6 protein-coding genes and 1 pseudogene are annotated in these 7665 nt (G+C 46.1%); 4 read left to right on the top strand and 3 right to left on the bottom strand.

The window, feature by feature from the left end; translation table 11 throughout:
- The first annotated feature begins 176 nt into the window (after positions 1 to 176).
- On the top strand, positions 177 to 392 hold the full coding sequence (locus FTV42_RS14800) for an MbeD family mobilization/exclusion protein (RefSeq protein WP_000137422.1): 216 nt from the start codon (positions 177 to 179) through the stop codon (positions 390 to 392).
- Between the two features lie 533 nt (positions 393 to 925).
- On the opposite strand, the pseudogene FTV42_RS14795 reads toward FTV42_RS14800, so the two are convergent.
- The 3 genes and pseudogenes from FTV42_RS14795 to FTV42_RS14785 form a co-directional block, all read right to left on the bottom strand.
- Positions 926 to 1462 (bottom strand): annotated as a pseudogene (locus FTV42_RS14795) (DUF5384 family protein).
- Between the two features lie 10 nt (positions 1463 to 1472).
- Positions 1473 to 1832 (bottom strand): hypothetical protein, encoded by a 360-nt coding sequence (locus FTV42_RS14790; RefSeq protein WP_257221968.1) that lies wholly within the window; start codon positions 1830 to 1832, stop codon positions 1473 to 1475.
- A 926-nt stretch (positions 1833 to 2758) separates the two neighbouring features.
- Complete coding sequence (locus FTV42_RS14785) at positions 2759 to 4300, bottom strand: phosphoethanolamine transferase (RefSeq protein ID WP_095092192.1); 1542 nt, start codon at positions 4298 to 4300, stop codon at positions 2759 to 2761.
- 195 nt (positions 4301 to 4495) lie between these two features.
- On the opposite strand from FTV42_RS14785, the gene FTV42_RS14780 reads away from it, so the two are divergent.
- From FTV42_RS14780 to FTV42_RS17665, 3 genes are all read left to right on the top strand, one after another.
- Positions 4496 to 5145, top strand: a protein-coding gene (locus FTV42_RS14780; protein ID WP_373683239.1) for an IS1 family transposase whose coding sequence is annotated in 2 segments (ribosomal slippage) — positions 4496 to 4697 and positions 4697 to 5145 — 651 coding nt in all. Because the reading frame shifts where the segments join, the coding sequence is not laid out codon by codon here.
- Between the two features lie 1049 nt (positions 5146 to 6194).
- Positions 6195 to 6539: a MobC family plasmid mobilization relaxosome protein gene (locus FTV42_RS14775; protein WP_058663788.1), complete on the top strand. Its 345-nt coding sequence runs from the start codon at positions 6195 to 6197 to the stop codon at positions 6537 to 6539.
- A 677-nt stretch (positions 6540 to 7216) separates the two neighbouring features.
- A partial coding sequence (locus tag FTV42_RS17665; RefSeq protein WP_257223462.1) for an MbeB family mobilization protein occupies positions 7217 to 7665 on the top strand: 449 nt, incomplete at its 3' end.

The following is a 7665-nucleotide window of genomic DNA, read 5'->3' as shown; positions in this document are numbered from 1 at the left end:
CGCATCTTCGTCAGCAGGAAGATACCCTGGCGAAAATGACCGCCCGGACGTGGGGAGTGCGCTATCAGGAGAGCAGCGACGGCCGGAGGTTTCTTATCCTACCGCCGGGGATGAAAACCGAAGCCATCCCTTACGGCGGGACGACATGGATCCGCCTGAAACAGGAGTAGCGGAAGATGACAGAGCTGGAAAAGCAGTTGCTGAGCGCATTAGAGCAGCTACAGCAGGACTACTCGCAAAGGCTGGACGAATGGGAGAGCGCCTTCGCGGAATGGCGGAGCATGTGTGGGCTTATGCAACGGGAGAACGCGGTGCTGAACGAGCGCGTGTCGGACTTGAGCACGCAGGTGCTGAGTTTAAGCGAGCAGCTGCGCCGCTTGTCCGGGAACTGAATGCCATCGAGCTCCGGCAGAGGGAGAATGAGTATCAGAAAACACTGGAGCTGGAGCGCCAGCCGCAGAAAACCTACCGCGGGCCGACACTTTAAACCATCCAGGCAGCTGACAACCCGCACGAAGAGGGGCTCTTACTTCTCCCGCTAAATAGGTTCGTGATTAAAAAGATCACGGCCTATACCTGGGGGGGAATTATGAAATTGCTTAACGTCATTGAAGCTGTACTTAACTGCCTGTATCTGGCGGCCGGGCTGTGGGACTGGCTGGAGAAGCATTTACCTGTTTTTAAGGCGTTCGCGCTGATTTTAGTGTGACTTTACACGCCATGCATCTGGCTGCATGGCTATGCAGTCGGGTAAAATTTATCTGTCACGAACGGGGCGGTGTATCGGGTGGTTTGTTGCCGGTTTTACCTGACTGCCGCCCCGTTTGTGGCGAACCCGTCCGGAGCGGTGCGGGCAACAGATGTTATGGTAAATAACATCCGTTGTTAATTAAACTTGAAATCAACTTTAATTATAAAAATGAAGCTAGTTAAACCATTCTCCAGCTTCTTTTTCTCTGGCTTTCCCTTCGCTTTTCATTAAATCTTTCCCGCCTTCTGAAATATTTCTGTTTGAGCCGGCGTGAGATTGAATTACATCTGTTTGGGCTGCCTTGTTTTTTAACTCTTGGTCTATGAATTAATTTTCGCGTTTAACTCTTGCCTCTTCCCTGGCTAATGCTAACTTTTGTTTTTCGATTTCAAGCTTTCTTAGTTCATCTTCATATTTCTGATCTCTATTTTTATCGGCTTTGAGCTCAGCTTCGATTCTTTCACGGTGAGCTTTTCTCTCTGCAGAAGCTATGGCTGCTCTCCTGTTCGCTTCTGCTCTTGCTCTTTCTCTCCTTTTTTGCTCAAGCCGTTTGTTTTCCTCAATTTTTTCTCTCTGGATATCCATGAGTCTTTGCTCTTCAGCTTTTCCCTGCTGTTCAGTTTGAGCTACTGCAGATAATTGTTCTTGAAGTGAGTTTGCAAAGCTGCTTCCACTAAAAGAAAGGATGAGGGGTATAATGATTCTTTTCATCGTTTGAATCTTATTTTTTTACCGGGCATGTTGTGTTTGGCTGGATTCTTGTTTCATTATTTTTTGTGGAAATAACAACAGCTAAACCAGTAGTAAACTGACATGGTTTTCCTACTTGAGTTGATGTAAATACCTTTGTCCCTTCTTTGTAAGTTAAAGAAACACCTTCAACGATAGATTTATCTTTGACTAATGTTCCTACTGCGGCACCGACGGCACCACCGCCAACGGCTCCGGCTGTTGTGCAAAGTCCGCTACCACTTCCGACGTTATGACCAGCCACACCGCCAACCACAGCGCCAAGGATTGCCCCAAAGGTTTGTGCAGCTTGTTTGTTTGCAGTGTTATCAACAGCAACCTTCGCAGGCAAAACAGAAATTATGTTTACAGTTTTCGTCTCCTGTTTTGCATTCAGTTGCCCTGTGTCATAAACGTCAGCAGCATATTGATCGGCATTGGATTGACAGCCTGATAAAGCGGTAATCGAGGCGGTTAGTAGGGCTATGCTTAACAGTGTTTTTTTGAGCTCATGTGACTTCCTGTTTCTTAATGTAAAAAAAACATTTTTAGGAATTATCCGTAAAAAGTAAAGGCTAAAGGTGGTGGTTGATTTTCCGGTAATGGTGCCAACTTACTGATTTAGTGCATGATGGTGTTTTTGAGGTGCTCCAGTGGCTTCCATTTCCATCAGATGTCCTTCCTGGGGTCGGTTTGGGAAATGGAAATTATTGTACGTTAAGAACATAATTTAACCGTTTCTGATTGGTAACTGATTGATTTATTGTTACTGACTATCGCATTTAAGTTATTGCGCTCACGCTGTCGCATTTAGGTTGTCTCATTACCCAAACATACAGGCTAAATGCCGTATAGTGCAGGAGTACACCCTATTGCGATAGCGCGATCTGTTCAAAAAACAGGCTTAACGTACAATAATTTCCAATCTCCAAACTCACCCCTTATTCACGCTGGCCAACCTGTTTCGGGCGGACCAAATGATACGTCAGTGGGAGAGATCTCACTAAAAACTGGGGATAACGCCTTAAATGGCGAAGAAACGGTCTAAATAGGCTGATTCAAGGCATTTACGGGAGAAAAAATCGGCTCAAACATGAAGAAATGAAATGACTGAGTTAGCCGAGAAGAATTTCCCCGCTTATTCGCACCTTCCCTAACTTTGCAACAGTGTCTTATATTTTGTATAACTTAGTAAACATATTTAACCTGACAGACACCTAATAAAAATAAGTAACTGCCAGGTTAAGTTTTAGCTAGTTCAATTATATGGAAATCATTTTATAAATCTTGGTCGAAATCATAAACTTTACCATTTTTCACCAATCGCTGTTTTTCAATAAATTTATCGTTTAGTAGGGAACAACCTTTTTTAATCTTACTTTCAATAAAGGATAACTCTAAACTAGTATCTACGAAACATTCGGATGTTATTTTTTTATCTTTATTAATTGAAAGTTTTTGTATTAGCTCAGGATGTTGTTTGTGGTATAAATCATTAAACCAAAAAAAATGAGCAATGTTATAGTTGCCTTTTGTATTACCGCCATACAACGATTTACCATCATCATAAATAGCAGTTCCATGGTCTGAAATAAAAGATAAATATGCAAGTCCATCTGTATTTTTTAACACATTAATGAAATCGCTTATCTGTTTATCAACAGAAAATAATTCTGAATTAGCATAGCTATTTTCTAATTTATCCTTATCTTTTAAAGATGGAGTTGAATATGTTTTTTCATTAAAAGATGGTTTGAAAACATCATAATTTGATGGATACCTTGTATGATACAGATAATGACTCCCGATAGTTTTATAAACTATGAGCTTTTTCTTGCTTTTATTATTTAATATTTTCTCTAATGTATTCACGTTGACATCAGATACAACATAATGATCAGCTTCATTTGCAATTAAATTTATTTCATTATCTCCTATGTGACTTTTACTCAGATAAGAAACATACCAAGTTTCATATCCAGCCTCTTTATAAGCACTAATTATTGATGTTTCATTAAAAAGACCATTATCATACACACCTTTTCTAGAAAGGATCATTGGTGTGGAAACTAAAGTATATGCTCCTTGAGATATTGTGTTTTTAAAAGAAACTAAATTTTCTTTATCTAAATTTGGGGTTGTGTTTTTAGGGTAACCATTAAAATGTAAATAATCTCCTCTATTAGTTTCGCCTAAAAAAAGAACCACTGTTTGCTTATCATTTATTGTAGATTTAGAATCCCACTTGAAGTTTTTTTTATCTTTTATAATTTGTGCGTTTTTCTTAAGTTCAGATAAACCTTTATTAATTTCTTTCAAAGCTAATCCTAATGGCTTAAAGGCGATTAACAAAGAAACAAACAGAATAATGAAAATATAAAAATGCCTTAACTGAAATTTAGAGTCTCTTTTTCCAATAAGAATAAATAAGAAGTTACATGCTATGATTAGTAGCCCTATGATTTCTTTTGTTGAAAAGAAAAAATTACTATTAATCTCATCTGGGTTAGTATCAAGAATAATATTAATGATTTCATTTGGCACCTGATGAAAATACCAGGAGGTCATTCGATATGTCATTAAATCAACAAATAGAAGTGAAATAATAAAACTTGATATTGATAAAGAAATAATTGAATTAATTTTTGAAGTGTAACCATAGAAAAAAATAACACCAAGTATGATAAGCGTTAAGGAGTAATAAATATTACTAGCGATTATTCTATGGGAAGTATTAATTATAAAAATTAGATTAATAATACATAAAGCTATGTATATGTTTTTTTGATGGTTTTTTGAAATTTTATTGATGATGTTCATTATTTGATAACATAGATATAAGTAAGTAAGTAAGTAAGTAAGTTTAAAAAAAAAATCATAGGAAATCATTATTTAATTAAAAAGCCGCTCTCGGTAATGCTGCCAACTTACTGATTTAGTGTATGATGGTGATTTTTAGGTGCTTGCATGGCTTCCATTTCCATCAGATGTCCTTCCTGCTCCGCTACTGAAGGCGTGGTGCGTAACGGCAAAAGCACTGCCGGACATCAGCGCTATCTCTGCTCTCATTGCTGTAAAACATGGCAACTACAGTTCACTTACACCGCCTCTCAGCCCGGTACGCACCAGAAAATCATTGATATGGCCATGAATGGCGTCGGATGTCGCGCCAGTGCACGCATTATGGGCGTTGGCCTCAACACGGTTTTACGTCACTTAAAAAACTCAGGCCGCAGTCGGTAACCTCGCGTATACAACCGGGCAGTGATGTGATTGTCTGCGCTGAAATGGACGAACATTGGGGCTACGTCGGTGCTAAATCACGTCAGCGCTGGCTGTTTTACGCGTATGACAGGATACGGAGGACGGTTGTGGCGCACGTCTTCGGTGAACGCACTCTGGCCACACTGGAGCGTCTTCTGAGCCTGCTGTCGGCCTTTGAGGTCGTGGTATGGATGACGGATGGTTGGCCGCTGTATGAATCACGCCTGAAGGGAAAGCTGCACGTTATCAGCAAGCGTTACACTCAGCGCATTGAGCGACATAATCTGAATCTGAGACAACATCTGGCAAGGCTGGGACGGAAGTCACTGTCGTTCTCAAAATCGGTGGAGCTGCATGACAAGGTCATCGGGCATTATCTGAACATAAAACACTATCAGTAAGTTGGAGTCATTACCAAGAACCGATACGCCCCTCGCGCACTTCTGCTATTGAAAAAGCCATATTTAAGCTCACTTTTTTTACTCTGAATATAACCTGTTAGAGAGGATTTTCTTGAGATCGTCCGTCTGTCGTCGTAGTCTCTTATCCAGAAACGAAAAAACCACCTGGGGAGGTGGTTTTTCGAAGGTTCAGTAAGTTGGGGAACTTCTGAACCGTGGTAACAGGGTGTACAAGACCGCTGCCACCAAATTCGTCCTTCCAGTTTAGCCGTAGTTTGGCTCTAACTTCAAGAACTCTGCATCAGTAATCTCTTGTACACCCTCTACCAGTGGCTGCTGCCAGTGGCGTTAAGTCGTGTCTTTTCGGGTTGGACTCAAGACGATAGTTACCGGATAAGGCGCAGCGGTCGGACTGAACGGGGGGTTCGTGCACACAGTCCAGCTTGGAGCGAACTGCCTACCCGGAGCTGAGTGTCAGGCGTGGAATGAGATAAACGCGGCCATAACAGCGGAATGACACCGGTAAACCGAAAGGCAGGAACAGGAGAGCGCACGAGGGAGCCATCAGGGGGAAACGCCTGGTATCTTTATAGTCCTGTCGGGTTTCGCCACCACTGATTTGAGCGTCAGATTTCGTGATGCTCGTCAGGGGGGCGGAGCCTATGGAAAAACGGCAGCTCCGTATCCTCTTCCTGTCCTGCTTGCCATGCCGTATGCCTTTGCTCTTATCCGTTTGCAGGTAACGCCCGCCGCAGCCGAACGTCAGGAGCGGAAGCGACCGAGTGAGCGAGGAGGCGTCATATCACTGTAACCTCCATTTTCTCCTGTACGCCCTGCAGCTGCATTTTTCCCCTGCCACATGAAGCACTTTTATTAAGTGTTACTCCGCCGTAACATATTGAGCCAGTATACACTCCGCTAGCGCTACGTGACTGGTTCAGGGCTGCGCCCCGAAACCCGCCAAAAGCCTGACGCGCCTGCGGCTTGTCCAACCCCGCGCCGACCGGGAAAGGCTTTCCCGCCCGTCCCGGCGTTATCAGGAGGCCGGTTTGTCAGAGAAACGGAACAAGATGCTCACCATGTGGGTGACGGAGGACGAGCACCGGCGGCTGCTTGAGCGCTGTGACGGCAGGCCGCTGGCGGCCTGGATGCGGCAGACCTGCCTGGACGAAAAGCCTGCGCGCACCGGAAAGCTCCCCTCAATTTCGCCGGCGCTGCTGCGCCAGCTTGCCGGCATGGGCAATAACCTGAACCAGATAGCCCGCCGTGTTAACACCGGCGGCGGTACTGGCCATGACAGGGTACAGATTGTGGCGGCGCTGATGGCCATCGATGCCGGACTTGAGCGGCTGCGGCACGCCGTTCTTGAGAAAGGAACGGACGATGATCGTTAAATTTCATCCACGCGGTCGCGGCGGTGGCGCCGGGCCGGTGGACTATCTGCTGGGTAAAGACCGGCAGCGTGAAGGCGCCACCGTCCTGCAGGGGAAGCCGGAAGAAGTCCGGGAGCTGATTGACGCGTCGCCTTACGTTAAGAAATACACCTCCGGCGTCCTGTCGTTTGCGGAGGCCGATCTCCCTCCCGGCCAGCGGGAAAAACTGATGGCCAGCTTCGAGCGGGTTCTGATGCCCGGACTCGATAAAGATCAGTACAGCATTCTGTGGGTGGAGCACGCGGACAAGGGGCGTCTGGAGCTGAACTTTCTGATCCCCAATACCGAGCTGCTGACCGGCAGGCGGCTCCAGCCTTACTACGACCGCGCCGACCGGCCGCGCATCGATGCCTGGCAGACTATCGTGAACGGCAGACTGGGGCTGCACGACCCGAACGCGCCGGAAAACCGCCGGGCGCTGGTCACGCCGTCCGGGCTGCCGAAAACGACGCAGGAGGCCGCAGAAGCCATTACCCGGGGACTACTGAGCTTAGCCTCGTCCGGGGAGCTGAAAAGCCGTCAGGATGTCACTGACACTCTTGAAGGTGCAGGTTTTAAGGTGGTGCGCACCACGAAAAGCAGTATCAGCATTGCCGACCCGGACGGGGGGCGAAACATCCGACTGAAGGGAGCTATCTATGAGCAATCTTTTAACGCTAGCGAAGGACTTAGAGCAGCAATCGAAAGCGCAGCAGAAGAGTACTGGCGAGATGCTGAAAGCCGCATTCTGCGAGCACGAGCAGTCTGTCAGAGCGGAACTGAGCGCAAGCGCGAGGAGAATCAGCGACGCCATCCTCGCCCACGAGCAGAGTATGAGCGAGGCGATGGAGAAAAACCGGCGGAGCGTACTGCGGACTGCCGGGCGGACATGGCTCACCATCCTGATGGTGTCAGCGCTGCTGATCGGCACGAGCGGGAGCATACTGTGGTGGCAGGGGCAGCAGATAACCGACAATTACACGCATCTTCGTCAGCAGGAAGATACCCTGGCGAAAATGACCGCCCGGACGTGGGGAGTGCGCTATCAGGAGAGCAGCGACGGCCGGAGGTTTCTTATCCTACCGCCGGGGATGAAAACCGAAGCCAT

The organism is Acinetobacter sp. YH16052 (assembly GCF_013417155.1).
Taxonomy (GTDB): domain Bacteria; phylum Pseudomonadota; class Gammaproteobacteria; order Pseudomonadales; family Moraxellaceae; genus Acinetobacter.
The sequence above is the reverse complement of the archived record's forward strand: the minus strand, read 5'-3'. Positions and strand labels throughout refer to the sequence as shown.

Excerpts from the sequence above, each read along its gene's own strand:
- FTV42_RS14785 (WP_095092192.1), bottom strand. The coding sequence starts at position 4,300 with ATGAACATCATCAATAAAATTTCAAAAAACCATCAAAAAAACATATAC.
- FTV42_RS14800 (WP_000137422.1), top strand. The coding sequence starts at position 177 with ATGACAGAGCTGGAAAAGCAGTTGCTGAGCGCATTAGAGCAGCTACAG.